The following is a 25,947-nucleotide window of genomic DNA, read 5'->3' as shown; positions in this document are numbered from 1 at the left end:
ACCCGAACGCTGCCGCGTCCACCGCAAGCCCGGCTCGCGAACATGACGACCACAAGATCGCCCCTCAAGGATGAGCCGGGATGGACGACACATACGCTAAAACCGAATTTCGGTAAAGTGGAATATTTCTGACGAGGGGGGTTGACGCGGTCGTGGCTGTTTCGGCTGCGAGGCCGCTCGATGAGGAATTAGCGGTTTGGTAACCATACGCGCCTCGCTCGAAGGATTAATGCAAATCATACGCCGCCGGTGTCTCCCCCGTAACGACCCTGCTATAGAGCGTAGATCCGGCTCCATCAATCGTCCCGAGCCATCTGCTTTCTTGGTTGCGTATGAACAGACCTAGCAACACATTCGACATCGCCATCGAGCAGGGATTCGACTTCCTGTCGCCGGACTACGCGGAGCTGTTCGACAACTCGGCCGCCACCGCGTTCCAGCATCCGCTCTGGCTCGACACCCTCTACACCAGGCTCGCGTCTCATGTGAGCGCAACTCCTCTGGTTGTCGTGGTCCGCCACCGCGCGACGGGCGCCCTTGCGATGGTGTTGCCCTTGCTGCGGATCCGGCGCGGCCCGATACGGACCGTCGAATTCGCCGACCTCCGCGTTTCCGACTACCTCGCGCCCGTATGCAGCCCGCAGGTATTTTCCGAGCTGCTCAAGGACGAGAGTGCCTGCGCAGAAATCCGGTGCCTCGTCCGCCCGTTCGATCTGCTCCGGATGACCAAGCTGCCGGATGGACGGCTTCCGATCGAGAACCTGCTGGCTGCGCCCCGCCGCATAGCGATGGACACCAATGCCTATGCGACCGTTCTGGTCGCGCCGTTCGAGCAATGGCGCGCCAGTGCGCTGGACCGTTCCTACCAGAAGGAGCTCGCAAAGAAAGCCCGGCAGCTCCAGAAGAAGGGGGACTTGAGTTTTTCATGCTGCCGCGACAGTGCCGCTGTCTTGGAGGTGCTGGACGTGATGAAGAAATTTCGCGGGCCGCGCTTTCAGGCACACGGCGACGGAGATCTGCTCCAGCGCCCCGAATATTACGGCTTCTATTCCGACGTGGCGCAGCGCGGCCTCGGCTCCTTTGTCCGGCTCTATGCGATGAAGATGAACGGCGAGGTCATCGCAGCCGTGCTCGGACTCAGCCATCACGGCAGCTTCCTCGTGATCATGGGCGCCTTCGACATTGCCGGATACAAAAGCCAGTCCTTGGGCGCGCTGATGTTCGAGCAGGTGGCGAAGGATTGCATCGAGCGCGGGGATCAGATGCTCGATTTCACCATCGGCGACGAGCCCTACAAGAAGCAGTTCGGCGCTCAGCCTTCACCGATGTGGACGGTCACGCAGGCGGGCAGCACCACGGGCGCCATCTCCTTGTTCGCACTGAAACAGGCGCCTTGGCTCAAGCTGGCCGCCAAGCGGATGTCGGAGTTCAGGTTCCTGCCGACCCGGACCTCAACGCCGACGCGCTGACCGGTGCGAGGGGCCGACCGGGTGCCGCTCTCAGGCGCGTAGCGCGCTTCGAACCTGCGCGAGCCAGCCGGGCCGCATCTGATCGAGCCGGTGGGTGATACTGCGTCGCAGGAAGTGCAGCCGCCGCCGCACGTCCCAGCCAATATCGTTGCGGGACGTCAGGGCCTGCCGGAAGCGCGCCATCTTCAGTGACTGCTGGTCCGCCGCGACCTTGTCGGGATCGGAATAGAATTCAGAAATCTTCTCCCGACCCATGCCCTCGGTCCCGAGCCAACGCGGCGCATATTCGGTGCAGAGGCGCTCGACGTCGACCAGCAGACGGGCGACGCCCGTGCCGGCGGCCGGACAATTCGTTTGGAACGCATCACCGATGAGCACGACTCCGGGCTGGAGATGTCCTTCCACGACGGACAGGTGCATCACCCAATTCTGCACCCGGTCGATCACGTGGAAGTCGCCAAGGTAGGGCCGCAATCCCGGAAGCAGGCGCAAGACCGTCGCCTCCGGTTCACGGCGCAGCTCGCGCATGATCGGATCGGTCGGGTCTCGGAACATGAAGAGATTTGCCCGCATGCCGGCACGCACGGGAAACAGGCTGAGATAATCGATGCCGTCCGCTGTGCGCTCCCCATAACAGGTCAACGCCTCGAAATCGAACGGCGCGTGGTCGCGGCGGGCGATCGTGAAGCCGAACGAAACCGAATGGCGCTCGGCCAGCACGCGCCGCTTGATGCCGAGCTTGTAGCCGAGCACGCCCGCCATGCCCGTGGCCAGCACGACGAGGCGCGCAGTTATGCGCCCCCCTGACGCGAGCTCGACATGTTGGAGATCGTCGCGACAATTGACCGCAGTGACCTCATCGACAATGAGGCTGGACGGATCAGGCAGCTGGCTGCGCGCCATGGCGACGAGATCGGCATATGGAAGCCCGTAAGCCCGGCCGACGCTGACATCGACCACCTTGCCTTCCCTGATGTTGAGCACCTGATCATATCGACAGGCCACGTTGTCGAGCGCATCGAGGAAGCCCAGCTTGCGCAACATCTCCAGCTGACGGCCGCCTATTTTTTCGACCCGAAACTCGTCCGGATGGACCGCGCGCTTGTCGACGAGAGCGACACGATGCCCTGCCCGCGCGAGCACGGCCGCCGCGAGCGAGCCCGCAAGGCCGCCGCCGACGATCGCGATGTCGACGACGATCGCCGCGGTCGCAGATCCAGCGCTCGGCTCGGTCACGTTGCTATCCGCCGTCATGGTCCAGGCTCCCACGGTCAACGATGGTTGCCCGTGCAATTCTCTCGCCTGATGTCGCATCGCAGGACCAAACGCGATCATTTCTCGATATCTCGGTTAACGCAGCGGAGACCTGCCCGGCCCGATGAGATCCGGCACGCGCCTTGCTCGGGATGGCCATTCCCGCCGAGCCGGTCCGCATTCCAACGGCTCATCTCGCCTCATCGGCCGTCGATGCGGCGCTCTGCCGCCACGCGACCGGGCCGCACTTTGCTCTATCTGGGACAATGGGGTCAGCGATGTTCCATAGTGAAGCAACAGGCATGGCCGCGACGTCGCCGCGGCCGGCGGGATCATGGAGGCCGTCCATTAACACTCGCGGTTTTTCGGCATGCTAGGCTGTCGCAGGTAATCGGAAAATGTCTCTTCAGGGGAAGTTGCCCCTTAAATCTCCATGATCGAATCCATCGTCCAGTTCATGCGGCGCGACGTGACGCGCGGTGTTGCCGGAACCATCCTTCTCAAGGTTGGTAGCGGCGCGCTTGCGTTCGCGTTGTTCTCGCTTGCGGCACGAACGATGTCGCCCGATGGGTTTGGCATCTTTGCGACCTGGCTTTCGGTCGCCCAGATGGCAGCGGTCGTCGGTCTGGTGGGCCAGGAATCGCTGCTGGTGCGATTTCTGAACGAGTATCGGGTGGGAAATCAGCCTGATCTCACCAAGGGCGTGCTGCTATCGAGCTTCAAGATTTCCTCCGTCGCGATGCTGATTGCGATCGGCGCAATCGCGATCGGCGCGAACATCAAAGGCGCCTCGTGGCTGCTGGTTGTCGCGGTGTCGGCCTACACAGCCGTGAATGCCGGACTGATGCTTGGCAGCCAGATCGCACGCTCGCTGGTCAGCATTCTCATGGGGGAAGGAAACAGGGAGTTCTTCTGGCGAGTCAGCGTGGTGCTGTTTCTGCTCGCAATCATGTTCGGCCATCGGCAGCTTGATCCCGCCGAATTGATCGCCGTGATGACGATTGCCATGTCGGTCGGACTGGTCGCACAGATCATCGCGATTGCGCGAGTTCTACCGGATTTCCGCGGCACGGCGGTGCGTTCCGAGCCGTCGCGCTGGAGATCGAGCGCGCTTCATTTCTGGGTCGCATCCATTCTCGAAGCCGCGAACCAGTATTTCGACGTCATTCTGGTCTACTGGATGCTGGACCCGGCAACCGCCGGAATTTATTTTGCCGCTTCGCGCCTGGCCAACATCTTCGCCATGCTGTCGGCCGCATTGTACAGCTTTGGCGCACGTCGGCTCCCCTCGCTGTACTTCAGCAAGAACCATCAGGAATTCGAGCGAACGTTGCGGCTCATGGCGGAAGTGACCGCGGTGTGCGTGGTCAGCGGACTCCTCCTGATCTGGGTTGGAGGTCCCCATCTACTCAACTTGTTCGGGCCACATTTCGCTGCGCAGCACTGGGTCCTGATCGTGCTCGCGATCGGAACGGCGGTCCAGGCGGCGGGCGGTCCGTCTGCGGCGATATTGCAACTGACCGGCCATGAGCGCGAGTATGTCCCCGTGATTGCCGGGAACGTAGCGCTACGGCTGGTTGGATTTCTCGTCCTCATTCCCTGGCTCGGCGTTCTTGGCGCAGCGATCTCGGCCACTGTGTCGCTCGCGTTAGCGACCATCGTCCTCAACATCCTCTGTCGCCGGCGAACCGGCGTCGATCCTTCGATTCTAGGGCTTCTGCGCTTCTCCGCATCGAAGCCCAGCGCCTACGCGGTCCGTGGCGCGGACTCCGGCGAATAGAGCGTCAGCATATGTCGCGCGTGTCCCGCATGAAGGAGAGCGCACCAGCAGCCGTCGGCGCACCGGCGGAATGTGCGTCGTTTTCATATGCTTTAGTGGGCCCGCTCCAACCCAAATATCGATGGTTAATCGGCGGTTGCCCGCGTCCTCTGCACTTCGTCGGAACCAGCGGAATTCCCTCATGCCCTTGCGGCAGGGCGCATTAACTCCGTTTATTGCTAGTCGGTGTCCGCGCGATGCCCGCATGGTAGATACGGAGTTAAGAAGGTGAAAAATTCGCTTCTCTAATGGGTCGGGATCCGTGCTGCATTACCAGCCAAACAAGGCGTTGGGCGAGACGACTGCGACAGCACTCCCGTCGCCCAACGGTGGCGGACGCAAGCCGCACGTGCTGCTCGTACAGACCCAGGCTGAGAACGCCGGTGCGCAGGAGATCTCGCGCCTGCTTGGCGCCGGGCTGACCGCCCGCGGCTATCGCGTCACCAATCTTTTCTTCTTCCGCAAGTCGGATTCGTTCGATGAGCCGCCCCACACGGTCTATTGCGCGTCGAGCCGGCCGGGAAATCCGCTGGCGCTGCTGCAAATGCTGTGGACGCTCGGCCGCCATATCAGGGCCACCAGGCCTGACGCCGTTCTGACCTTTCAGCACTTCGGCAATGTCATCGGCGCCGGTGTGGCGCGCCTGATCTGCCGCGCACCTGTCATCGCCAATCAGGTTTCATCCGCGCTGTCGATGAGCTGGCCGGTCCGTACGGCCGACATCGTCATGGGCAGCCTCGGCTTCTTCGACCGCATCACGCTCAACTCGCTGGACATGCAGCGCGAGTATTCGCGCTACCCCAGGGCTTATCGCGCGCGCATGGTGCATGTCCCGCACGGCTTCGACGACAAGGCGCTCACCCTGTCGAAGCAAGCTGCGCGACAGAAGTTCAATCTCCCGCCGGATAGCCCCCTGCTCGGCTGCGCAGCAAGATTGCACCCGCACAAGCGGCTCGACGCGGCGATACGTCTGTTGCCGGATCAACCATCCTGGCATCTCGCGCTGGCCGGCCAGGGAGCCGACGAGGCCCGGCTGCGGCAGTTGGCGGATGAGCTGAGAGTATCGGACAGGCTGCATCTGCTCGGCGAAATCACCCCGCGCCAGATGGCGGAGTTTCTCGCCGCTCTCGACGTGTTCGTATTTCCGACGCAGGCGGAGACCTTCGGCCTCGCCGCTGTGGAGGCTGCAAACGCCGGCGTTCCCTCGGTCGTCACCGATCTTCCGGTCTTGCGCGAAGTGTTGTCCGTCGAAGGGAAGCCGACAGCGCTGTTCGTCGATACCTCCGATCACGCCAAGCTGTCAGCGGCCGTCTCGAGGCTCCTGACGGACCAAAGACTGAGCGACGAACTGCGGCAAAACGCCAAAGGCCTGAAGCTGCGCTATTCAGTGGACGCCATGGTGGAGGAATACGTTCGAATTCTCGGCCAGGTCATTTGATCGGGGCGCATGGAAACGGATCGGCTCGACATGACCATCGAGTTTCGCTGTGAAATTGAGAATGCGCGGCGGTGGATGGGCCGCGAGACGCTGTCGATCGACGGGCGGGATGTACCGGTCCAGATCGCGTGGACGGCAACGGCGGAGCCGCGGCCGGCGGGTCTCGACATGCTGTTCGAGCTCGAACGTTTGGTGTTGCACAAGGGCAAACACAGCGGCACCGAAAGGCTGAAGATCAGTCCGGACCGGATGCAGGCTCGCGCCGGCACGGCAGACGTCGTCGTCGATTTCACCGGTGGCGCGCGGGATCCGAACTGCTCCGCCCGGCAGTATCTCCGCCCGCTGTTCAATGGAGTGGCAGGCGAAAACGCAGCTCTTGCCGCCATTCTCGCCGGCGATCTGCCGGTGATCGAAATCGTCGACGAGGTCGACGGTGCAGTCCTCGATCGTGGCCATCCCTCCGCCGAAATCGCGGCCGGTCTGAGCGGGGGCCTGGAAACGGTCATGGCGCGAACCCTGACCATGGTGGCCGCCATCCTGTCGGGACGACCGCGCATCGTGCCGCAGCTGGCACGACCGGCCCGAGCGGACAACGGCCGCCCGCCAACGGCTTATGTCGCGCGCGGCCTCACCATATCGATCGCCAAGGAGATCTATCGCCTCTGCTGCTATGCCCCGCATTGGCATGTCGGATGGCGCATCAACAAGGGCGCAGGCGTCTGGCAGACCGGAGACCTGTCAGGGCCTCGCTGGAACGTCCTTGCCGATCCCGGAAACCACTTCTACGCCGATCCTTTCCCCATCACGTGGCAGGGAAGAACATTCGTCTTCTTTGAGGATCTCGATCACCGGATTGGAAAAGGAATCATTTCCGCGATCGAGTTCGACGATAAGGGCCCGGTCGGAGCGGTCGTGCCCGTATTGGACGAGCCCTGGCACCTCTCCTATCCGTTCCTGATCGAGGACGATGGCGCATTGTGGATGATCCCGGAGAGCTCGACCAATGGGGACGTCGCCATCTATAAATGCGTTCGGTTCCCGGACAAATGGGAGCGCCACGCGACGCTGCTTTCAGGACTTGAACTCGCCGATGTGACGATCACGCGGCACAACGGCCTGCACTATCTGTTCGGAGCCTGGCGCGATGGAACTGGCGGGTATTCGGATTCGTTGGCGATCTATCACGCCGAGCACCTCATGGGCCCGTGGTTGCCGCATGCCAGCAACCCGGTCCTGATCGACCGCGCGAGCACGCGGCCTGCGGGGAATTTCGTCACCATCAATGACAAATTGTGGCGCCCGGTCCAGGATTGTGCCGGCGGATATGGGGCAGCGCTCGCCCTGGCGGAAATCGTCGAACTGTCGCCGACGACGTTCAAGCAGATTATCCGCCACTCTCTGCGGCCAGGGCCAGCATGGCCCGGCAGGAAGTTGCATACCTTGAATCGCTGCGGACAACTCGAGGTGATCGACGGGTCGCGTGTCCAACCGAAGACCCGTGCCTTCGGAGGCAAATTTCCATCGGCTGTCTTGTCGCCGCGGACCAGCCCCTCTGCCGCCAGCTAGCGCGGATGGCTGAACAGGTCCGTCGTGGCGTCGTCGACGGCGATATCGACCAGCGCGGGACCGCTTGATGCCAACGCTTCGGTCAAGATGGCGTCGACGTCGCCGACATCGGTCATGCGCTGCCCCGGACAACCCATTCCCCTTGCGAGCGCCACGAAGTCGAGCCCGGGCAGGTCGATCCCGGGCGGGCGATGCGCCTGCATCAGCTGGCTGAAGGCGCGCATCGCGCCATAGCCTGAATTGTTCATGATCACGAAAGTGATCGGCAGGCGGCGTTGCACCGCGGTCCAGATTGCCTGGATGCAATACATCGCCGATCCGTCACCGATCAGGGCGACGATGCGGCGGCCCGGCCGCGCCAGCGCCACGCCGACCGAGGCCGGCAGGCTATAACCAAGTCCGCCGCTCGCCATCGTGTAGAAGCTGTCCGCGCCGGGCCGAGGCAGGAATTGCTGAATGGCGGGGCGATGCGACGGCGCCTCCTCGACCACGATCGCATCGCCCGGCATCAACGCCGAGAGCCGGGCGAGCGCATAGCCCGGCGGAATCGGATTTTGCGCGGCAGGAGCGGCAGGCCGCAACCGCGCGGCCGGCACCTCGCGCTCCGCGATGTCAGGCATCACCGACAGCAGCCCAGCCAGCGCCTTCGGGAGCGTGCTGATGATGGTGTCACCGACAGAAGCGGATGCGGCTTCCGTCGGATCATCCGTGATCTGCCAGACCGGCGTTCCATCGTCGAGCAATTCGCATTGTCCTTCGACATGGAAAGTAAACACCGGCGCGCCGACCACGACGATCAGATCGGCGCCGCGCAATGCGCGGGCGAGCCCTCCCGGTGCTGCCGGAAGGAAGCCGGCGAACAGCGGATGCAATTCCGGAAAGCTCGAACGGCTCGACATCGGGCTTGCCCAAACGGCCGCGCTCGCCTGCTCGGCCACAGCGACCATCGCGTCGACGCAGCCGCTGCGATCGATCTCGGGTCCGACAACGAAGATAGGTTTTTTGGCGGCTCGGATCGCCGCGCCGAGCCGAACGATCGCCGCCGGATCGGGCGCAAACTCCGTCGCGATGCAGCGGACCGGTGGAGCGGTTGCGGGCCGCGCCCAATCATCCGACGGGACCGACACGAATGTCGGACCGCGGGGATGCTGCATGGCGGTGAGGAAGGCCTGCGCGATCGCCGCTGGAACATCTTCGGCGCGCGCCGGTTCGGCGCTCCATTTCACATAGGGCTTTGGAAACTGTGCGGCGTCCTCGGAGAAGAGATAGGGTCGCATCCGCAATAGGCTGCGCGCCTGCTGCCCGGCTGTCACGACCATCGGTGTCTTGTTGCGGAATGCGGTGAAGAGATTGCCGAGGGCATGACCGAGCCCAGCCGCCGAGTGCAGATTGACGAACGCCGCTCGTCCCGTGGCCTGCGCATAGCCGTCTGCCATGCCGACGACGCAGGCTTCCTGCAATCCGAGCACGTAGTCGATGTCGTCGGGCCAGTCGCCAAGGAAGGCAAGCTCGGTCGAGCCGGGGTTGCCGAAAACGCGATCGACGCCAAAGGAGCGAAGCACACCGAGGGTCGCTTCCCGAACCGTGAGAACTTTCGAATTCATGAATAGCGTCCTGATGGGCTTCGCTTGTTGCGCGGTCAGAAGGGATAGTGCTGCGGCTGGGTCTCGATGGTGATCCAGCGCAGATCGGTGAACTCGGCGATCCCGGCCTGACCTCCGAAGCGGCCGTAGCCCGATCCCTTCATGCCGCCGAACGGCATCTGCGCCTCGTCATGCACGGTCGAGCCGTTGACGTGGCAGATGCCGCTTTCGATCCGCTGCGCCACCGTCAGCGCACGCGCGACGTCGCGGCCGAACACGGCGGCCGAGAGGCCGTACTCGGTATCGTTGGCAAGCCGCACCGCGTCATCCACGCCACTTGCCCGGATCACCGAGACGACGGGACCAAAGCTCTCCTCGGTATAGATGCGCATGCCGGGCACCACGCGGTCGAGCACGGTGGCCGGGACGACCGTGCCAACCCGGTCGCCGCCCGCGAGCTTGACGGCGCCTTTGGCGACCGCGTCGTCGATCAACGCAACGACATGCTTGGCCGGCGCCTCGTCGATCATCGAGCCGACGACAACGGGACCGGAGCGCGGGGCGCCGGCCGGAAGCGCAGCCGTTTTCTTCGCGAGCTTGTCGACAAAGGACGCCGCTACCGCCTCGTCGACGATCACCCGTTCGGTCGACATGCAGACCTGGCCCTGATTGATGAAGGCGCCAAACGCCACGGCCGCGACGGCGGCATCGACGTCGGCATCGTCGAGCACGACCAGAGGCGCCTTGCCCCCTAGTTCGAGCAGCACTGGCTTGAGCTGGCGCCCGGCCAGCTCGGCGATGACGCGACCGACGCGGGTCGAGCCGGTGAAATTGATCCGCCGCACGGCCGGATTGGCGATCAGGCGCTCGACCAGAGCGGGCGCATCGGCCGGTGCGTTGGTCAGAACATTTACGACACCGGGCGGAAAGCCTGCGTCCTTGAAGACCTCGCCGATCAACCGGTGCGTCCCCGGGCATATCTCGGAGGCCTTGAGCACGACGGAATTGCCGCAGGCGAGCGCCGTCGCCACGGCGCGAACGCCGAGAATGATCGGCGCATTCCACGGGGCGATGCCGAGGCACACGCCGGCGGGCTGTCGAATGGAGATCGCGAGGCATCCCGGCTTGTCCGACGGGATCACCTCGCCGGCGATCTGCGTGGTGAGCGACGCCGCTTCGCGCAGCATGCCGGTCGCGAGCTTGACGTTGAAGGCCGACCAGATCTCCGTCGTGCCGATCTCGGCCATCATGATCCGGACGAAGGCGTCGCGCTTGGCCTCAAGCGCATCTGCGGCCTTCAGCAACAGGGCTCGCCTCGCATTCGGGCCGAGCGCCGACCATGCGGCAAACGCGGCGGAGGCCGCCGCCACCGCGGCGTCGGCATCGGAAGCGGTCGCGGCGGCCGCGCGGCTTGCGACCTCCTGCGACAGCGGATTGCGCCGCTCGAACACCTTGCCGCTGGAAGCGGCCTGATCCTGCCCGTTGATGAGAAGACTGACGTCCATGAAAAACCTCCCTGGGGTTGATAATGGCGCTCGCTCTAGCCGAGCAGCCGCGATTTTCCGGTTTCACGCGCAAAGCCGAGCGCAATCATCGCCGCGAGCGCGAGCGCAACGTAGTATCCTGTGATCGCGTAGGTGGAGCCCGTCTGCGCAAACAGGCTGGTGGCGACCAGCGGCGCAATGCCGCCGCCGAGCACCGTCCCGAGCTGCTTTCCGATCGACACGCCGGTGAAGCGAATGCGGGTCGGAAACAATTCCGGAAAATAGCTTCCTTCGCTGCCGAACATCAGCGGATGGATCACCCCCGCGGCGAGGATCACCGCGCCCGTCACCAGCACCGTGTCGCGGCTCGCGACCACACCGTAGAATGCAAACATCGAGATGGCTGCAAGCACCACGCCGGCCAAGAACAGACGCTTTCGTCCGATACGGTCGGACCAGGCTCCGATGAGTGGCATCGCAACGAGCCCGACGAGATTGGCGAACAGCACGGCCTGCGTGATGACGTCTTTCTGGACGCCGAGCTGACGGGTCGCGAAGGAGATGGTGAAGATGGCTGTCAGATAGAAATAGGACGTCTGCGCCATCTCGGCGAAGAATACGATGAGGATCGGCCGCCAATGTTCCCGCAGCGCTTCGACCACAGGCGCTACTTCCGTCACCTTCGCCTTTCGGAATGTCGCGCTCTCCTCGATGCGCAGGCGCATATAGACGCCGAGCGCGACCAGAACCGCGCTGATCAGGAACGGCACGCGCCAGCCCCATGACAGCAGGTCCGCTTCCGGCAGCCGCGCGATCGTGAGCGCCGCAAACGAGGCGAGCACGACACCGACGGGTCCTGCGGCCTGGATCACCGCGGCCGAGAAGCCGCGCCGGTGCCCGGGCGCCGTCTCGATCGCCATAAGGATCGCCGCAGTCGATTCGCCGCCGAGCGCAAACCCCTGAACGAAGCGCAACGCCACGAGCGCGACGGTCGCAGCCACGCCTGCACTGGCGTAGGTCGGCAACAATCCGATCGACATGGTCGCAAGTCCCATCATGAGCAGCGTACACAGCAAGACGGACTTTCGGCCGAGACGGTCACCGAAATGGCCGAATACAAGCCCGCCGAGCGGACGCGCCAAAAATCCGACGGCAAACGTCGCGAACACCGCAATCGTCGCCGTGAGCTGGTCGAACTTCGGAAAGAACAATTGATCGAACACCAGCGGCGCGATCAGGCCGTAGATGAAGAAGTCGTACCATTCGATCGCGGTGCCGATGGTGCCGGCGATCAGGATACGCCGGCGGCTGCTCGCCGTCTGCTCGGCAGTGGCGCCGGCGGCGGCATGGTCGTCGTAGTGCTCCAATGCTCTTGTCGTCACGGTTTCCTCCTCCGGTGTCATTTGTCGTTTTGTTGTCTTGTTGTTATTGGCCGCCGCAGCCGCTGGTCGGATGCAACGGCGAGAGTCGATCAGCTTGCCAGCCGTGCGCCGTCGCTCGCGTTGTGTCCGAGTGCTCGGGCAAGGACGCGCCCGATCGTACCAGCCTGTGACGCGCTGCCGCGCCAAGCCACGATCTGGTCGGGGCGTATCAAAGCCAGATCCGCCTCATAGAGATCGCGCAGGGATTTCGGCAGCGTGACGAGTTTCACATCAACCCCGATCGCACGGATGGTCTCGACGACTGACGCTTGAGAGGTCATGACCTCGCCGAACTGGAGCAGCGTCCACTCGAACCCGAACAGGTCGTACAGCGAGACGCCGTCCTCCAACCACGTATGCGGGGCGCGGCCGCCGGGACAGGCGCTCGGAACGTAGACGTTCGCGGCATCGGGCGGCGGCTGGCTGCCGTCGGAGACGATGATCGGCGAGCCGTCGTAGCGCCCACCGAAGGTGACGCCGGGAATGTTGAATTCCGCGCGGGCGTGCTGTTCGAGATAGACGCCCGCCGTCCGCCGCGCCTCGTCGCCGGCCTCGGTGGCGTCCTCGATGTCAGGCGCGGGAGCGAACAGACCGAGCGAGTCGGCAAAGCGACGCGCATAATCGGTGTTGCGCAGCGCCACCGGACGCCGCTCGACCTCATAGCTGTCGAGCAGCCCCGCCGGGCTCACACCCTTGACGACGCTTGCGAGCTTCCAGCCGAGGTTGACCGCATCCTCGATCGCGGTGTTGTAGCCAAGGCCTCCGGTCGGCGTGAACAGATGCGCCGCGTCGCCGCCGAGGAACACTCTGCCCCGCTGCATTCCGTTCGCGACCAGCGCGTGGCCGGCGGTCCAGGTCACGAATGACAGCACTTCGCAGTCAATCGGCGCGTCGCAAGCGCGCTGGAACGCTGCTTTGGCCTCGTTGATTGTGATCGCAATCTCGTCTTCCCCGGGCCGAAGCTGCGTGTGAAACGCAAATTCGTCGCGACCATTCACGGATGCCATGAAGGCGCGGCGGTCGCCGTTGAAGCAATTGTACATCCACGCCTTGGCATGCGGGATGCTCGCGTAGAAGCCAGGCGAACGGAGATAGACCGCCAGCATGCGGCCGCCCATGAAATCGCGCTGCGTTCCGGTTTCGCCGCCGTAGACGATCTCGAGCGATTGCCGGACCATCGAGCGCGGCCCGTCGGCTCCGACCAGGAAGTCGGCCCGGACCTGAAAGCGGCTGTTGTCATCGAGACATTCGATCTCGGCGATAACGCCGTCACCGCTCTCGACGTAGCTGATCAGACGATGACCGTAGCTGAGCCGTATTCCGGGAAGCCGTTCGGCGTGGCGGCGCAGCACCGCCTCGACGTATTTTTGCGAGACCCGATGCGGCAGCTCGGCGGCGCTCCAGGAGCCCGACATGCCCTTGACGAGCTCGCCCGCGCGTGACGATGACGGCAATTGAAATCGGGCCAGCTCGTAACCGGTGTAGCGCGTGAAATACGCAACGTCGGTCGGATAATCCGCAGGCAGACCTTCGCGTCGGATCTCGTCGGCAAAACCCAGCCGCCGATAGTGCTCCATTGAGCGCGCTTGCGTCGCATTGGCTTGCGGATTGAATGCCGTGCCCGGCTTTTCATCGACCAGGATCGCGGACACGCCGCGCCGGCCGAGCTCGTTGGCGAGCATCAGGCCGCAGGGCCCCCCACCCACGATGAGCACCGAGGCCGTCAGACATGTTTCCAAGGCGCTTCTCCCAACCAGCATTATTCCGCATGGTAAGGTCGCCTGACGATATCGTCAAGTAGCCTGACTACTTGGCGTCATCGAGCGTATCGAACGTCGCGCCATAGACCGCCAGTCCCTTCAGGATTGCATCCATCGTGGCCTTGCCGAGTTCGGCGCGCATCTCCTGCTCGGCGACGTCGACCGCGTCGCGGAACGCATCGAGCCATTTGCGCCCGGCCGGCGTGAACATGACGATGCGCGCGCGGCGATCGGTCGGATCGGCGATCCGATCGACCAAGCCGAGCTCGGCGCATTGATCGACCAGCTCGCCCATCGCCTGCTTGCTCATGGAGGCGCGGCGGGCGAGCTCCGTCAGTCTGGTCCCCTCCACGTCGAGATTACGTGTGAGGCCGACATGCGCGATCCTCGTTTCGCCATGCCCCTTCTCGCTCATCAGTTCGAGCACACGACCTTCGAAGCGCCGCACCGCGTTGTTGAGCAGCCGACCGATGTTGGCATGCCGCCATGCGGTGCCGGATGTCCTGGCTTTCAATGGATGTGCCTTCTACAAAGCCGCCTGAATTCGAAAATGTCGCTCACTTCGCCGCGTCGATCCAGATCCCCGGCTGCGAATGCTCGCGGATGTGGGTGACCAGGAAGTCGGAAAAGACCCTGATCTTGGCAGGCAGTCCGGCACGGTTCTGGTAGGCGATGTTCATCGTGAGCAGCGGCAGCTCCCAGTCCATCAGAACGGGGACGAGGCGGCCCGCAGCGATATCGCTTTGCACGATATAGAGCGGCTGGATGAGGATGCCGAGCCCCGCCAGCGCGGCGCCGCGGATGACCTGGCCGTCATTGCTGTCGAGCGTCGACGTGATGCGAACAGTCTGCGCGCCATTGCCCTTGCGCAGGCGCAGCGAATAGGGATCGTTGGCGAGATTGTAGATCAGCATGTTGTGGCGCGCGAGATCGGCGGGCTGCTCCGGCTCGCCGCAGCTTGCGAGGTAGGACGGCGCAGCAGCGAGCACCCGCCGCATCTGGCCGATGCGGCGGACGATGATGTTGGAATCCGGCTCCTGCTCGCGCGTCCTGATCGCCACGTCGATGCCGGCCTCGATGAAATCGGAGTACCGGTTGGCGGTGGTGATCTGCATGTTGAGCTTCGGATAGCGCGCGCGGAAGGCTGGCAGCATCGGCGCCAGATAGATCACCGCAAAGGACAGCGAGCTCGTGACCCGCAGCATGCCTTGCGGCGACAGCGCCCGATCGCTGACGATGTCCTCGGCCTCGGCCAACTCGCTCAAAACCCGGCTCGAGCGCTCCAGCAGCTCCTGCCCCGCCTCAGTCAACCACAGCCGACGGGTGTTGCGCTCGATCAGCCGGACTGCAAGGCGCTCCTCGAGAGCGCTGAGATGGCGGCTCGCGGCAGCATTCGACATCCGTAGGGCTTCGGCAGCTTTGGACATGCTGCCGAGCTCGGCCGTCTTGGCGAATACTTCCAACTGGAGCAGGCGGTCCATTTTTTCGCAAACAGGAAAAGAGACTTACGATTATTGAGCTTTATTTCCGTATCCCGCAAGTCAAAATGGCCTAAACACAAGCAAGATAGCAGGCGAGGAAACAGGGAAATGTCGGGCCCGATCAGGCACATCGTGATGTGGCGGCTGCGCGGCGAGACGCCGGCGGAGCGTTCTGCCGCCCGGGTCAAGGTCAAGACCCTGTTCGAGGGGCTGCGCGGCCGGATCGACGGCCTCACCCATATCGAAGTCGGTCTCGATGTCAGCGATGTCGACTACGCCTGCGACGTCGTTCTGTTCTCCGAATTCACCGACCACGCTGCGCTCGCGGCCTATGCCACCCACCCGGAACATCTGCGCGTGCGCGAGGCGCTGGGCGACTTGCGGATCGGACGCTTCCAGGTCGATTATCCCATCAAAGAGACCGGCGCATGATCGGTACGTTCACCTTTGAAAACCTGCCCTGCCGCGTCGTGTTCGGCAGCGGAGCTTTGGCCTCGGCCAAGGCCGAGGTCGAGCGGCTCGGTGGCAAGCGCGCCCTGGTGCTGACGACGCCGCAGCAGGAGGCGCAAGGCAAAAGTTTGGGCGCGGCGCTCGGTCCGCTCTACGGCGGCATCTTTCCGGGCGCGACCATGCACACGCCGGTCGAGGTCACGGAGCGGGCGCTCGCGGCGATGAAGGCGTGCGAGGCCGACTGCGTCATTTCCCTCGGTGGCGGATCCACGACCGGCCTCGGCAAGGCGCTGGCCTTGCGCACCGGCATCAACCAGCTTTGCATTCCCACGACCTATGCCGGCTCGGAGATGACGCCGATCGTCGGCCAGACCGAGAATGGCCTGAAGACCACGGTCCGCGACGCCGCCATCCTGCCGGAGACCGTGATCTACGATGTCGATCTCACTTTGACGCTGCCGGCGAGCCTGACCGCGACATCAGGCATCAACGCCATCGCACATGCGGTAGAAGCGCTCTACGCGCGCGACACCAATCCCGTCACCTCGCTGACGGCAGAAGAAGGCATTCGCGCCTTGGCGCGTGCCCTGCCCGCCATCGCCGCCAAGGGCGACGATCGCGAGGCTCGCACCGAAGCGCTCTATGGCGCCTGGCTGTGCGGCGTCTGCCTCGGCACCGTCGGCATGGCGCTGCATCACAAGCTCTGCCACACGCTCGGCGGCACCTTCGACCTGCCGCATGCCGAGACCCACACCATCGTGCTGCCGCACGCGCTGGCCTATAACGCGCCGGCCGTGCCCGATGCGATGGCGCGGATCTCACGCGCAATCGGCGCCGCCGATGCACCGCAAGGACTTTTCGAGCTCGCGAAGCGGCTGGGTGCGAAGGTCGCATTGCGCGACATCGGCATGCCCGAAGGCGGCATCGACAAGGCTGCCGACCTCGCGGTCACCAACGCCTACTGGAACCCGCGCCCGCTCGAACGCGACGCCATTCGCGACCTGATCGCGCGCGCCTGGGCCGGCGAGCCGCCCGGCGCCATCAAAACGGCAGTTTGATTCGATGCGGCGCACGCTCATCAAATCCGCCGTCATCATCAGCATGGATGACACGATCGGCGATTTACCTGGCGGCGACGTGCTGATCGAGGGCAGCCGCATCGTTGATGTGCGTCCATCGATCGACGTCGGCGGCGCGACCGAGACCGAGATCGTCGATGGCACCGGCCGCATCGTCATCCCCGGCCTGATCAACGCCCATATGCACACCTGGCAGACGGGCTTGCGCGGTTATGCCGCCAACTGGACGCTGCTGGAATATTTCCGCCGCATGCATGCTGGTCTCGCTACGGTCTTCAGGCCCGAGGACATTTATATCGCGACCTTGGTGGGTGTGCTGAACCAGATCAATCACGGCACCACCACGCTGGTCGACTGGTGCCACAACAATCCGACGCCCGATCATACCGACGCCGCGGTGCGTGGCCTGATCGAATGCGGTATCCGGGCGGCCTTCTTCCACGGCTCGCCCAAGCCCGAACCGAAACCGGGCGAACCGCATTTCTCGGAGATCCCGCATCCACGCCGTGAGGTCGAGCGACTGCTGGCGGGGCCCCTCGCCGACCGCGACGGCCTCGTCACGCTTGGACTCGCGATCCTCGGCCCGCACTATTCGACGCTGGACGTCGCCATGCACGATTTTCGCATGGCGCGGGAACTCAAGCTGATCGCATCGATGCATCAGGGCGGTGGTCCTGCGAAGACGCCCGGTGGCTGGGAGAAGCTGATCGAGGCGGGTCTCGTGGGCGCCGGAATCAACATCGTCCATGGCAATGACCTGCCTGACGAACTGCTGGACCGGATGGTCGATCTCGGCGTCTCCTTCTCGGTGACGCCGGAGAACGAAATGATCCAGGGCCACGGCTTTCCGATCACCGGACGGCTGCTCAAGCGCGGCGTGCGGCCGACCATCGGCATCGATCTGGAATCCGTACTCGCGGGCGACCTCTTCTCCGCCGCGCGCGTTGCGCTCTCGATGCAGCGGGCGCTCGACAACGCCGAGTCGCGCAAGGCCAGCGGCACCATTCCGGCGACGACCACGATCCCCGTCCGCGAGGCGCTGCGCTGGATCACGACGGAAGGCGCCCGCATGCTCGGCCGCGAGGACCAGATCGGCTCGCTGACACCGGGCAAGCTCGCCGACCTCGTCATCATCAATTGCTCCGATCTCAACCTCGTCCCGGTGCACGATCCCGTTTCCACCGTGGTGATGCAGACGAGCCTTGCCAATATCGAGGCCGTGATGATCGGCGGCGTGTGGAAGAAGCGGAATGGTCGGCTGCTGGCCGAGGGCCTGGGGGCGAAGAAGGAACTGCTCGTGCAATCCGGCCGGCGACTGGTGCACGACATCGAACGACAGGGACACGCCGCCTGAGGGCGTCAAGGACAACAACAATGACGGACGCTTCGAAACACATCGCTTTCATCGGGATCGGCAAGATGGGCTTGCCGATGTCGGTGCTCGTCGCCAAGGCCGGTTATGCGGTGACCGCGTTCGACCGGAGCGCCGCACGGCTCGAGGAGGCTCGCACGCAAGGCATTTCGATTGCCGCTTCACCGGCCGAGGCCGTGGACGGCAAGGCCGCGATCGTCACGTCCTTGCCCGATGACGCTGCCTTGCGCGGCGCATTGCTCGGCCCAACCGGCCTCATCGCCGCGATGGCGGCTGGATCTGTTGTGATCGAGACCAGCACCGTGAGCGTCGAGGCGTCCGCAGAGGTCGACGCCGCCGCCCAGGCGCGCGGTGTCTTCTACCTGCGGGCGCCGGTCTCGGGCAATGCCAGTATCGTCCACACCGGCGCGCTGAGCTGCTTCGTCTCGGGCCCGGAGGACGCCTACGAAAACGCAAAGCCGCTGCTTGCCGCCTTCACCCGCGCCCAGACCTATCTTGGGCCCGGCGAGGAAGCGCGATATGCGAAGCTTGCGGTCAATCTGATGATCGCGGTGTCGGCCGCGATGATGGCGGAGAGTCTGGCGCTGGCGCGCAAGGGCGGCATCGGCTGGCAGGACATTCTGAAAGTCCTCGACGACAGCGCGGTCGCCTCGCCGATGGTGAAATACAAGACCGCGCCGCTGCGCAGCCGCGATTTCGACTCGACTTTCTCCTGCAGGCAGATGGCCAAGGATCTCGATCTGATCCTCGGTGCCGGCCACGCCGTCGGCGTGCCGCTTCAGCTCGCGGCCCAGGTGCGCGAGACCTATGGCTCGCTGGTCGCGCAGGGCGACGGCGACGCCGACTTCATCGCGACCGTCAAGCACCTCGAGCGGCTGTCCGGCCTTGGCGAGCCCAAACTCTGATTCACGGAGGCACCTATGCGAAATTTCAACGAGAACACGATCACGGACGCGGTGCTGGATCGGATCGCAGGCGCGACCGATCCGCGGATCAAGCAGGTCAGCGAAGCGCTGGTGCGCCACCTTCATGCCTTCGTCCGCGAGGTGCGACCGACCCAGAAGGAATGGGAATACGGCATCGAGTTCCTGACCCGCACCGGCCACATGTGCGACGACAAGCGCCAGGAGTTCATCCTGCTGTCGGACGCGCTCGGCGTCTCCATGCTGGTCGACGCGATCAATCATCCCGTGCCGGAAGGCGCCACCGAAACCACGGTGCTCGGTCCGTTCTTCGTGCAGGCGTCGCCCGAGAAAGACAACGGCGCTGACATCTCCGGCCCGATGGAAGGCGATCCGATGCTCGTCACCGGCTCGGTGTCGACCGTCGACGGACGGCCGCTTGCCGGCGCCGTCGTGGATGTCTGGCATTCCGACGATGATGGCTATTACGACGTGCAGCAGCTCGACAAGATCGGCGACCTTGCGATGCGGGCGCGCTTCCACACCGACCAGAACGGCCGCTTCAATTTCTGGTCGATCAAGCCGGCTGCCTATCCGATCCCACATGACGGCACAGTTGGGGACATGCTGGCGGTCCAGGGCCGCCATCCCTGGCGCCCGGCGCACGTGCATTTCATGATCTCGGCGCCCGGCTTCGAGCAACTCGTGACCCATGTGTTCGTGGCCGGCGACCAGTATCTCGACAGCGACGTGGTGTTCGGCGTCAAGGACAGCCTGATCCGCGAATTTGTGCAGTGCCCGCCCGGCCGTGCGCCCGATGGTCGCATGGTAGACATCGAGTATTTTCACCTCAACTATGATTTCGGCCTGAAGCAGGTCGCTAGCAGCGCAAGAGCCGCTTAAGCTGAACGACGGCGGACCAGACAAGAGTCCGACAACAGGGCCAGACAGGGAGTAAGAATGGGACCGCGAGTCAGCACGAGCATATTGGCCGATCGCCTCACAGGCATGATCGGCCCGCGCGCGAGCGTCGCGCGTGGCGTGCTCGATCAGCATGGGCAGAGCGAGCCGCATTATCGCAACCTGCCGCCCGACATCGTCGTCTTCCCTGAAACCACGCAGGAAGTCGCGGAGATCGTCAAGCTGTGCGCTGGCGCGAATATGCCCATCGTACCGTTCGGCGCCGGGACCTCGCTCGAAGGCAATGCGGCCGCGGTCGCGGGCGGCGTCTGCTTCGACTTCGCACGCATGAACAAGGTGCTGACGGTGCACGATAGCGACATGGACGTCGTCGTGCAGCCCGGCATCACCCGAAAGCAGCTCAATGCGGAGCTGCGCGGCACTGGGCTTTTCTTTCCGATCGATCCCGGCGCCGACGCCTCGATCGGCGGCATGACGTCCACGCGAGCTTCCGGCACGATGGCGGTGCGCTACGGCACCATGAAGGACAACGTCATGGCGCTGGAGGTGGTTCTGGCCGACGGCCGCGTGATCCGGACCGCCAGACGCGCGCGCAAGTCAGCCGCCGGTTACGACCTGACGCGCATGTTCGTCGGCGCCGAGGGCACGCTCGGTTTAATCACCGAAATCACGCTGAAGGTGCATCCCGTGCCGCAGGCGATCTCGGCCGCGGTTTGCAGCTTCGACACCCTGCCCAACGCCGTGGACAGCGCGATCTCGATGATCCAGTCCGCGATCCCCGTGGCGCGTATCGAGCTGCTCGACGACGTCATGATGCGCGGCATCAACGCCTATGCGAAGCTCGGCTATCGCGAAGCCCCGACGCTGTTCTTCGAATTCCACGGCTCCGAGGCCTCTGTTGCCGAACAGGCCGAGGCCGCAGAGGCGATCGCCGCCGACCATGGCGGCCACGGTTTTGCCTGGGCCAAGGCGCCGGAGGATCGCAGTCGGCTCTGGCACGCCCGCGACAATACGCTCTATGCCGGCCTGGGCCTGCGACCCGGCGCGCGCGCAGTGATCACCGATGTCTGCGTGCCGATCTCGCGGCTCGCCGAATGCTTGACCGAAACGCGGCGCGACGCGGACGCGCACGGCTTCACCGCGCCGATCGTCGGCCATGTCGGCGACGGCAACTTTCACATGCTGATCCTGGTCGACCCGGCCAGGCCCGAGGAAGCCGAAGGCGCCAAGGCGCTGCAGGCCCGCATGGTCGCCCGCGCGATTGCCATGGACGGCACCTGCACCGGCGAGCACGGCATTGGGCTCGGCAAGATCGATTATCTCACCGACGAGCTCGGCGAGGCCGTCGATGTGATGCGGTCGATCAAGAGCGCGCTCGACCCTGACGGACTGATGAACCCCGGAAAGATCTTTGCAGGCGGAGCGCAGGCATGAGCACCGCCGCATTAGCCGTCGAGCCCGCCTCACCTGTCCCGCTCCTTGAGCTGCGCGGCATCAGTAAGGAGTTTCCCGGCGTCAAGGCGCTGGACGACGTCTCCTTTGCCGTCTTCCCCGGCGAAGTCCACATGCTGCTGGGCGAGAACGGCGCCGGCAAGTCGAGCCTGATGAAGGTGCTGTGCGGCGCCTATCGCGCCGATGCCGGCGAGTTCTACTACAGAGGCGAGCCGGTCGCGATCCACTCGGCCGCGGACGCGCAGAAGCTCGGCATTGCCGTGATCTTCCAGGAATTCTCCCTCGTCCCCCATCTCGATATCGCCCAGAACATTTTTCTCGGCCGCGAGCCGAAGGGCCGCATCCCCGGCACGATCGATCGCCGCAAGATTTTGGCCGACGCGGCGCGCGTGCTCGGCACGATCGGCTTTGACATCGATCCCTCCACCATCGTTGACAAGCTGGGGGTGGCGCAGCAGCAGATGGTCGAGATCGCGAAGGCGATCAGCCAGAACGCCCGCATCCTGGTGATGGACGAGCCGACTGCGGCGCTATCCGATCGCGAGACCGAGCTGCTGTTCGCGCTGATCGCGCGGCTGAAGGCCGACGGCGTCTCGATCGTCTACATCTCGCACCGCATGGCGGAGGTGTTCGCGCTCGGCGACCGCATCACCGTGCTGCGTGACGGCCGCCGCATCGACGGCGTCAAACCTGCTGACGTCACGCCGGACCAGCTCGTCCGCATGATGGTCGGTCGCAACGTTGACATGACCTACCCGCGCAATTTTGCCGACAAGCCCGGCGAGCTGCTGCTCGAGGTCAAGGCCTTGAGTTCATCGACGGGGATCGCCGACATCAACATCGAGGTGCGCCGCGGTGAGATTGTCGGCCTGTGTGGCCTGGTCGGCTCCGGTCGCAGCGAAGTCGCGCGCGCGATCTTCGGTGCCGATCCCGTGACATCAGGCGAGATCGTGTTCGACGGCAAAGTCATTTCCGGTGAGCCCGACCTCGCCGCCCGCCGCGGCATTGCGCTGATCCCGGAGAGCCGCAAGAGCGAAGGTCTCGCGCTGCTGCGATCGGTGAGCGACAATCTGGTAGTGTCGGCGCTGCGAAAACTGTTCCCGAGCGGGTTGTTCGACCAGCGCAGTGCGCAGCGCACTGCCGACGGCCTGATCCGTCAGCTACGCATTGCGACGCCTAGCGCACGGCAGACCGTCGGCCTGCTTTCAGGCGGCAATCAGCAGAAGGTCGTGATCGGCAAGTGGCTCGCCGCCGGCTCAAAGCTTTTCATCTTCGACGAGCCGACCCGGGGCATCGACATCGGCGCCAAGGCCGAAATCTTCGCCCTGATCGACCGCCTTGTCGCGGAAGGCGCGGCGGCGCTGATGATCTCGTCCGAACAGGTCGAGATCTGCCACGTCTGCGACCGCGCCTATGTGATGCGCGAAGGGCGCATCGCCGGGCATCTCGCGCGTAGCGAGCTGACCGAGGAGAACATCGTGCGACTGGGGATGCATCATGCGTGAGGCCGCGGTCGTCTCTCAACCGAATCCGCTGCAACGGATTCCCGGCGTTGCCATCGTGCTGGTGCTGCTGATCGCGCTGTTCAGCACGATCGCGCCCGGCTTCCTGTCGGTCGCCAACCTCTCCAACGTGCTGGTGCAGTCGACGATCCTGACCATGCTCGCGCTGCCGATGACCTTGATCATCATGACCGAGGGGCTGGACCTGTCGATGGGCGCGGTGCTGACGCTGACCTCGCTCTGCGTCGCCATCGTCTCGCTCACCACCCACTCGATGTTGCTCGGCCTCGGTGCCGGGCTCCTCGTCGGCGCGGCCTTCGGCTTCGCCAATGGCTGGCTGGTCGCCATCGTGGGCATCCCGCCCTTCGTTGCGACCTTGGGCACGCTCGGCATGGCGCAGGGCCTATCGCTGATCGTCAGCGACGGCCAGAGCGTGGTCGGCATCCCCCACAGCGTGCGCGACATCTATTCGGCGACGCTTTTGGGAATTCCCGTGCCGATCGTGATGGCACTCGTGACCTACGCGGTCTTCCACGGCCTGCTCTATCACACCCGCTTCGGCACCTACATCTTCGCGCTCGGCGGCAACCGCGAGGCGCTGCGCTACGCCGGCCTCTCACCGAATAAGCTGCTGATCGCGGTCTATGCGATCGGCGGCGCCATGGCCGGCATCGCCGGCCTCTTGATGACTGCGCGGATGAATTCCGGGCATCCAACCGCGGGCCTCGGTCTCGAATTCGATGCGATCGCGGCCGTCGCCGTCGGCGGCACGTCGTTCGAGCGCGGCAATGGCTGGCTGCTCGGCACGCTGCTCGGGGTGCTCTCGGTCGGCGTGCTGCGCAACGGGCTGAACCTGATCTCGCTGCCGTCCTCGGTGCAGGTCGCAAGCGTCGGCGTCCTCGTCATCGTTGCCCTCTTCCTTGACGGCCTGCGGAGCCGCGCATGACCGACATCAGCAAAGACGCCATCGCGCCGCCCCGCTCGTTCCTGTCGCAGGACGCGATCCAAATGTTCTATCGCCTGCTTGCGGCGCTGCTGATCTGTGCGGTGCTCGCCGTGCTCAGCGATTCCTTCCTGAGCCTCGGCAACATTCTCAATGTGCTCAGGCAGGCGAGCCTGACCTTCTTCATCGCCTCCGGCCTGACCCTGGTGGTGCTGACCGCGGGCCTCGATCTCTCCGTCGGCGCCAATGTGGCGCTGTCCGCCTGCATCGCCGGGACCGTGATCCACAAGACCGGCTCGCCGGCGCTCGGCATACTCACGGGGCTTGCCTGCGGCGGCATCGTTGGGCTCCTCAACGGCGTCATGGTCACCGCGCTGCGCATCCCCTCCTTCATCGCCACTTACGGCATGCTCTGGGTGCTGAACGGCCTCACCTATTGGTACATGGCGGGCGAAACCCTTCACGGCTTCCCGGCCGGCTTCCGCCAGATCGGCAGCGGCTATCTATTCGGCCTGCCGATCCCGGTCTATCTGCTGCTGGTGTTCCTCGGGATCGGAACGCTGTTTGCGCAGCGAACGATCTGGGGCCAGGAGATCTACGCGATCGGCGCCAATCCGGTCGCGGCGCGGCTCTCCGGCATTCCGGTCGCCCGACGCCTGCTGCTGGTCTACGCCGTCTCCGGCACCATGGCGGGGCTCGCCTCGATCATCTTCCTGTCGCGGCTCAATTCGGCCGAGGCCGACATCGGCGAAAGCCTGACGCTGCCCGCGATCGCCGCGGTGCTGATCGGCGGCACCTCGCTGTTTGGCGGCGTCGGTACCGTGTTCGGCACCTTCATCGGCGCACTGATCCTGACGCTGGTGCTGAACGGCATGAACCTCTTGTCGGTCAGCGCCAACTGGCAGCCGATCGTCACCGGCATCATCGTCATTCTCGCGGTCTGGCTCGACATGAAGACCCGCCGCCGCGCGCAATGAGTTCTTGAACGACCAACAAGCAAAACGAGGGATGGAGGCAACATGAAACAGACACTGGGCTATTTGGCGCTGCCGCTGCTGATGGCGGCTGCGCTCACCACGCAAGCGCGAGCCGACGGCGAGACCATCGCCGTCTTCACCAAGAACCAGACCAACCCGTTCTTCCAGACGGTGCGAGTCGGCGCGGACAACATGGCGAAGACGCTGAACGCCAAGACGCTGCAGTACATCCCGACCAAGCCCGACAGCATTCCGGAGCAGCTCAGCCAGATCGAAGACGTCGTGGTGAAGAAGCCGAGCGCCATCGTCTTCACGCCGGTCGACTACAAGGCGATGGTGCCGGGCGTCGAGAAGATCAACGACGCCAAGATCCCCGTCGTCAACATCACCGACCGCTCGGCCGGCGGCAAGTTCCTGTCCTTCGTCGGCGCCGACGATTACAGCCTCGGGCTCGAGACCGCGCGCTTCCTGCTCAAGACGCTCGGCGGCAAGGGCAACATCGTCATCATCGAGGGCGTCAAGGGCTCGCTGACCAATGTCGACCGCGTCCGCGGCTTCAACGACGCGTTGAAGGAAAACGCCGGTGCGAAACTGCTGGCCTCGCAGCCCGGCAATTACCAGCGGCTCCAGGCGCTCCAGGTGATGGAGAATCTGATGCAGTCGAACGCGCAGATCGACGGCGTGCTCGCCGCCAACGACGCCATGGCGGTCGGCGCGATCGAGGCCCTCGACGGCGCCAACCGCAAGGCGCAGGTGATCGGCATCAACGGCACCAAGGAAGCGATCGACGCGATCAAGTCCGGCAAGCTGCTCGCGAGCGGCGATTACAACGGATTCTTTCAAGGCTGCCTCGGCACCATGATGGCGATCCGCTCCTTGCGCAACCAGCCCGTCATTGCTGAGATCGTGCTGAAGCCGACCGTGATCACCAAGGACAATTACCAGCCGTTCGACGTGCCGCTGGAGCAACGGAGCTGCCCGACTTTCGAAGAAGCCAGCAAGCTCGGCGGCAAGTAACCAACCGCCGCCATCACGACAAGCCCGGACGGCCGCAGCCGCGGCCGTCCCAAGAAA

General features: G+C 64.5%; 21 protein-coding genes. 14 read left to right on the top strand and 7 right to left on the bottom strand.

The features are described 5' to 3' along the window. The first annotated feature begins 332 nt into the window (after positions 1–332). Positions 333–1,469, top strand: coding sequence for a GNAT family N-acetyltransferase (locus AC0L3B_RS03070; RefSeq protein WP_018458717.1), 1,137 nt, complete (start codon positions 333–335; stop codon positions 1,467–1,469). 30 nt (positions 1,470–1,499) lie between these two features. Here the strand turns inward: AC0L3B_RS03070 and AC0L3B_RS03065 are convergent, their stop codons facing one another. Then, on the bottom strand, positions 1,500–2,723 hold the full coding sequence (locus AC0L3B_RS03065; protein WP_018458716.1) for an FAD-dependent oxidoreductase: 1,224 nt from the start codon (positions 2,721–2,723) through the stop codon (positions 1,500–1,502). Positions 2,724–3,156: 433 nt separating this feature from the next. Here AC0L3B_RS03065 and AC0L3B_RS03060 point away from each other — a divergent pair, with 433 nt between their 5' ends. The 3 genes from AC0L3B_RS03060 to AC0L3B_RS03050 all read left to right on the top strand — a co-directional run bounded on the left by AC0L3B_RS03060 (position 3,157) and on the right by AC0L3B_RS03050 (position 7,546). Beyond that, on the top strand, positions 3,157–4,503 hold the full coding sequence (locus tag AC0L3B_RS03060; RefSeq protein WP_018458715.1) for a lipopolysaccharide biosynthesis protein: 1,347 nt from the start codon (positions 3,157–3,159) through the stop codon (positions 4,501–4,503). A gap of 301 nt (positions 4,504–4,804) precedes the next feature. Further along, complete coding sequence (locus AC0L3B_RS03055; protein ID WP_018458714.1) at positions 4,805–5,980, top strand: glycosyltransferase family 4 protein; 1,176 nt, start codon at positions 4,805–4,807, stop codon at positions 5,978–5,980. Positions 5,981–6,010: 30 nt separating this feature from the next. After that, on the top strand, positions 6,011–7,546 hold the full coding sequence (locus AC0L3B_RS03050; RefSeq protein ID WP_026233643.1) for a glucosamine inositolphosphorylceramide transferase family protein: 1,536 nt from the start codon (positions 6,011–6,013) through the stop codon (positions 7,544–7,546). On the opposite strand, the gene mdlC is transcribed toward AC0L3B_RS03050, so the two are convergent. From mdlC to AC0L3B_RS03020, 6 genes are all read right to left on the bottom strand, one after another. Beyond that, complete coding sequence (gene mdlC, locus AC0L3B_RS03045) at positions 7,543–9,150, bottom strand: benzoylformate decarboxylase (RefSeq protein WP_018458712.1); 1,608 nt, start codon at positions 9,148–9,150, stop codon at positions 7,543–7,545. The genes AC0L3B_RS03050 and mdlC overlap by 4 nt on opposite strands. Before the next feature lie 35 nt (positions 9,151–9,185). After that, positions 9,186–10,634: an aldehyde dehydrogenase gene (locus AC0L3B_RS03040; protein WP_018458711.1), complete on the bottom strand. Its 1,449-nt coding sequence runs from the start codon at positions 10,632–10,634 to the stop codon at positions 9,186–9,188. Between the two features lie 35 nt (positions 10,635–10,669). Continuing rightward, complete coding sequence (locus AC0L3B_RS03035) at positions 10,670–11,995, bottom strand: MFS transporter (RefSeq protein WP_026233642.1); 1,326 nt, start codon at positions 11,993–11,995, stop codon at positions 10,670–10,672. Between the two features lie 89 nt (positions 11,996–12,084). After that, complete coding sequence (locus AC0L3B_RS03030; RefSeq protein ID WP_026233641.1) at positions 12,085–13,794, bottom strand: FAD-dependent oxidoreductase; 1,710 nt, start codon at positions 13,792–13,794, stop codon at positions 12,085–12,087. Positions 13,795–13,840: 46 nt separating this feature from the next. After that, positions 13,841–14,308 (bottom strand): MarR family winged helix-turn-helix transcriptional regulator, encoded by a 468-nt coding sequence (locus AC0L3B_RS03025; protein WP_018458708.1) that lies wholly within the window; start codon positions 14,306–14,308, stop codon positions 13,841–13,843. Positions 14,309–14,351: 43 nt separating this feature from the next. Further along, the gene (locus tag AC0L3B_RS03020; protein ID WP_018458707.1) at positions 14,352–15,275 is read right to left on the bottom strand and encodes a LysR family transcriptional regulator; all 924 of its coding nucleotides are present in this window, start codon (positions 15,273–15,275) and stop codon (positions 14,352–14,354) included. Positions 15,276–15,383: 108 nt separating this feature from the next. On the opposite strand from AC0L3B_RS03020, the gene AC0L3B_RS03015 reads away from it, so the two are divergent. Genes AC0L3B_RS03015 through AC0L3B_RS02970 form a run of 10 tightly spaced genes read left to right on the top strand, consistent with a single transcriptional unit; the run spans position 15,384 to position 25,890 of the window. Then, the gene (locus AC0L3B_RS03015; RefSeq protein WP_018458706.1) at positions 15,384–15,707 is read left to right on the top strand and encodes a Dabb family protein; all 324 of its coding nucleotides are present in this window, start codon (positions 15,384–15,386) and stop codon (positions 15,705–15,707) included. Then, positions 15,704–16,783, top strand: a complete 1,080-nt coding sequence (locus AC0L3B_RS03010) for a maleylacetate reductase (protein ID WP_473379973.1) — start codon at positions 15,704–15,706, stop codon at positions 16,781–16,783. The genes AC0L3B_RS03015 and AC0L3B_RS03010 overlap by 4 nt, the downstream gene beginning before the upstream one ends. Before the next feature lie 4 nt (positions 16,784–16,787). Next, positions 16,788–18,158 (top strand): amidohydrolase family protein, encoded by a 1,371-nt coding sequence (locus AC0L3B_RS03005; RefSeq protein ID WP_018458704.1) that lies wholly within the window; start codon positions 16,788–16,790, stop codon positions 18,156–18,158. 20 nt (positions 18,159–18,178) lie between these two features. Then, positions 18,179–19,081, top strand: a complete 903-nt coding sequence (locus AC0L3B_RS03000; protein ID WP_018458703.1) for an NAD(P)-dependent oxidoreductase — start codon at positions 18,179–18,181, stop codon at positions 19,079–19,081. A gap of 15 nt (positions 19,082–19,096) precedes the next feature. Further along, complete coding sequence (locus tag AC0L3B_RS02995) at positions 19,097–19,981, top strand: intradiol ring-cleavage dioxygenase (RefSeq protein WP_085352397.1); 885 nt, start codon at positions 19,097–19,099, stop codon at positions 19,979–19,981. A 57-nt stretch (positions 19,982–20,038) separates the two neighbouring features. Then, complete coding sequence (locus AC0L3B_RS02990) at positions 20,039–21,433, top strand: FAD-linked oxidase C-terminal domain-containing protein (protein ID WP_473379972.1); 1,395 nt, start codon at positions 20,039–20,041, stop codon at positions 21,431–21,433. After that, entirely contained in the window at positions 21,430–22,956 is a 1,527-nt protein-coding gene (locus AC0L3B_RS02985) for a sugar ABC transporter ATP-binding protein (RefSeq protein WP_018458700.1), read from the top strand. The genes AC0L3B_RS02990 and AC0L3B_RS02985 overlap by 4 nt, the downstream gene beginning before the upstream one ends. Next, positions 22,949–23,899, top strand: a complete 951-nt coding sequence (locus AC0L3B_RS02980) for an ABC transporter permease (RefSeq protein WP_018458699.1) — start codon at positions 22,949–22,951, stop codon at positions 23,897–23,899. Before AC0L3B_RS02985 ends, AC0L3B_RS02980 begins: the two co-directional genes overlap by 8 nt. Beyond that, positions 23,896–24,873 carry an ABC transporter permease gene (locus AC0L3B_RS02975; protein ID WP_018458698.1) on the top strand — a complete coding sequence of 326 codons (978 nt, stop codon included), beginning with the start codon at positions 23,896–23,898 and terminating at the stop codon, positions 24,871–24,873. The genes AC0L3B_RS02980 and AC0L3B_RS02975 overlap by 4 nt, the downstream gene beginning before the upstream one ends. 42 nt (positions 24,874–24,915) lie before the next feature. After that, positions 24,916–25,890, top strand: a complete 975-nt coding sequence (locus AC0L3B_RS02970; RefSeq protein ID WP_085352393.1) for a sugar ABC transporter substrate-binding protein — start codon at positions 24,916–24,918, stop codon at positions 25,888–25,890. Positions 25,891–25,947 lie beyond the last annotated feature (57 nt).

The organism is Bradyrhizobium sp. Kon56 (assembly GCF_055807635.1).
This window is presented reverse-complemented; position numbering and strand designations above follow the sequence as displayed.

Excerpts from the sequence above, each read along its gene's own strand:
- mdlC (WP_018458712.1), bottom strand. The coding sequence starts at position 9,150 with ATGAATTCGAAAGTTCTCACGGTTCGGGAAGCGACCCTCGGTGTGCTT.
- AC0L3B_RS03040 (WP_018458711.1), bottom strand. The coding sequence starts at position 10,634 with ATGGACGTCAGTCTTCTCATCAACGGGCAGGATCAGGCCGCTTCCAGC.
- AC0L3B_RS03010 (WP_473379973.1), top strand. The coding sequence starts at position 15,704 with ATGATCGGTACGTTCACCTTTGAAAACCTGCCCTGCCGCGTCGTGTTC.
- AC0L3B_RS03000 (WP_018458703.1), top strand. The coding sequence starts at position 18,179 with ATGACGGACGCTTCGAAACACATCGCTTTCATCGGGATCGGCAAGATG.
- AC0L3B_RS02975 (WP_018458698.1), top strand. The coding sequence starts at position 23,896 with ATGACCGACATCAGCAAAGACGCCATCGCGCCGCCCCGCTCGTTCCTG.
- AC0L3B_RS03015 (WP_018458706.1), top strand. The coding sequence starts at position 15,384 with ATGTCGGGCCCGATCAGGCACATCGTGATGTGGCGGCTGCGCGGCGAG.
- AC0L3B_RS03065 (WP_018458716.1), bottom strand. The coding sequence starts at position 2,723 with ATGACGGCGGATAGCAACGTGACCGAGCCGAGCGCTGGATCTGCGACC.
- AC0L3B_RS03070 (WP_018458717.1), top strand. The coding sequence starts at position 333 with ATGAACAGACCTAGCAACACATTCGACATCGCCATCGAGCAGGGATTC.
- AC0L3B_RS03060 (WP_018458715.1), top strand. The coding sequence starts at position 3,157 with ATGATCGAATCCATCGTCCAGTTCATGCGGCGCGACGTGACGCGCGGT.
- AC0L3B_RS02990 (WP_473379972.1), top strand. The coding sequence starts at position 20,039 with ATGGGACCGCGAGTCAGCACGAGCATATTGGCCGATCGCCTCACAGGC.
- AC0L3B_RS03050 (WP_026233643.1), top strand. The coding sequence starts at position 6,011 with ATGACCATCGAGTTTCGCTGTGAAATTGAGAATGCGCGGCGGTGGATG.
- AC0L3B_RS03030 (WP_026233641.1), bottom strand. The coding sequence starts at position 13,794 with ATGCTGGTTGGGAGAAGCGCCTTGGAAACATGTCTGACGGCCTCGGTG.
- AC0L3B_RS02985 (WP_018458700.1), top strand. The coding sequence starts at position 21,430 with ATGAGCACCGCCGCATTAGCCGTCGAGCCCGCCTCACCTGTCCCGCTC.
- AC0L3B_RS02980 (WP_018458699.1), top strand. The coding sequence starts at position 22,949 with ATGCGTGAGGCCGCGGTCGTCTCTCAACCGAATCCGCTGCAACGGATT.
- AC0L3B_RS02970 (WP_085352393.1), top strand. The coding sequence starts at position 24,916 with ATGAAACAGACACTGGGCTATTTGGCGCTGCCGCTGCTGATGGCGGCT.
- AC0L3B_RS03005 (WP_018458704.1), top strand. The coding sequence starts at position 16,788 with ATGCGGCGCACGCTCATCAAATCCGCCGTCATCATCAGCATGGATGAC.
- AC0L3B_RS02995 (WP_085352397.1), top strand. The coding sequence starts at position 19,097 with ATGCGAAATTTCAACGAGAACACGATCACGGACGCGGTGCTGGATCGG.
- AC0L3B_RS03020 (WP_018458707.1), bottom strand. The coding sequence starts at position 15,275 with ATGGACCGCCTGCTCCAGTTGGAAGTATTCGCCAAGACGGCCGAGCTC.